Origin of the sequence: Rhodoferax sp. UBA5149, assembly GCF_002413825.1 — a bacterium.
GTDB lineage: Bacteria > Pseudomonadota > Gammaproteobacteria > Burkholderiales > Burkholderiaceae_C > Rhodoferax.
The window spans coordinates 1-1,669 of sequence record NZ_DHXT01000051.1 but is presented as its reverse complement, the minus strand read 5'-3'; the positions used below and the strand labels follow the sequence as shown (position 1 = coordinate 1,669).

The 1,669-nt window shown below is 55.5% G+C and carries 2 protein-coding genes; both read right to left on the bottom strand.

The window, feature by feature from the left end:
- The coding region (gene tsf, locus B3V69_RS04215; RefSeq protein ID WP_296444106.1) for a translation elongation factor Ts at nt 1-755 on the bottom strand (755 nt) is incomplete at its 3' end.
- Between the two features lie 87 nt (nt 756-842).
- The gene (gene rpsB / locus B3V69_RS04210; RefSeq protein WP_296444104.1) at nt 843-1,595 is read right to left on the bottom strand and encodes a 30S ribosomal protein S2; all 753 of its coding nucleotides are present in this window, start codon (nt 1,593-1,595) and stop codon (nt 843-845) included.
- Nucleotides 1,596-1,669: the final 74 nt, after the last annotated feature.

The following is a 1,669-nucleotide window of genomic DNA, read 5'->3' as shown; positions in this document are numbered from 1 at the left end:
TGATTGAACAGTGACACCTCTTTGAGGTATTTCTGCACACCACCTTCAATGCGCTTGGTGACAATCTCGGCCGACTGAACCGGCTTGCCCGCGGCAGTCGCAACGGCTGCATCTTCAGCCGCCTTGGCGGCCGCCACGGAACGCTCTCTGGCCACCAGTTCGGCCGGCACATCGGCGCTGGACAAAGCCACCGGCTTCATGGCGGCCACGTGCATGGCCACATCCTTGGCGGCAGTTTCGTCACCTTCGAACTCGACGACGACGCCGATGCGCGTGCCGTGCAAATAGGAAGCCAGCTTGCTGCTATCGGCAAAATGTTTGAAGCGGCGAAAGCTCATGTTCTCGCCAATCTTGCCGATCAGGCCTTTGCGTACATCTTCCAGTGTCGGGCCAAAGCCATCCTGGGCATAGGGCAAGGTGCCCAAAGCAGCCACGTCAACGGGGCTATTCTTGGCAATCAATTCAGCAGCCGCATTGGCGAGCGCCAAAAAGCTGTCGTTTTTGGTGACGAAGTCGGTTTCGCAGTTGACTTCAAGCAGAGCGCCCACACCGCCGCCGATGAAGCTGGTGACCACGCCCTCTGCGGTGATGCGACTTGCAGCCTTGCCGGCTTTGCTGCCCAGCTTGACACGCAACAGTTCCTCGGCTTTGGCCATATCGCCTTCGGCCTCGGTCAAAGCGCGTTTGCACTCCATCATGGGCGCGTCGGTTTTGCCGCGCAGTTCAGCCACCATGCTTGCGGTAATTGCAGCCATTTTCATTCTCCGTAATCAATTCAATTATTTAACAGGGGACTAAAAAAAAGGGGCCACGAAGCCCCCTTTTTTGGGGTCGCGGACAACTCAGGCAGCAGCTTCGTTCACTTCGACAAATTCGTCAGCGCTTTCGGCCACCATCGCCTTAGCCACGTCATCAACCATGTTGGCGCGACCTTCAATGATCGCATCGGCGATGCCACGGGCATACAAGATCACGGCCTTGGACGAGTCATCGTTACCAGGAATGATGTAGTCAATGCCTTCGGGCGAGTGATTGGTGTCAACCACTGCGATCAGGGGAATGCCGAGTTTCTTGGCTTCAGCAATGGCGATCTTGTGGAAGCCCACGTCAATCACAAAAATGGCATCCGGCAGAACCGTCATGTCTTGAATGCCGCCGATGTCGCGTTCCAACTTCGCGAGTTCGCGGGCAAACATCAATTGTTCTTTTTTGCTCAGAGCATCCAGACCAGCTTCTTGCTGGATCTTCATGTCTTTCAGACGTTTGATGGAGGTCTTGACCGTCTTGAAATTGGTCAGCATGCCGCCGAGCCAACGCTGGTCAACATAAGGAACGCCAGCACGCTGGGCTTCCTCGGCCACGGTCTCACGGGCTTGGCGCTTTGTGCCAACCATCAACACCGTGCCGCGCTTGGCGGAGATTTGGCGCGCAAACTTGGCAGCCTCCTGGAACATCGGCAGCGATTTTTCCAGGTTGATAATGTGAATCTTGTTGCGATGGCCGAAAATGAACGGGGCCATCTTGGGGTTCCAGAAGCGGGTTTGGTGGCCGAAATGGACACCGGCTTCCAGCATTTCGCGCATGGTAACTGACATATTTAACTCCAAAGGTTAGGTCTAAAATCCAGTTCGTTTTTGCAACTGTCGCAGGCGGTTCTAAAAACCGCCTG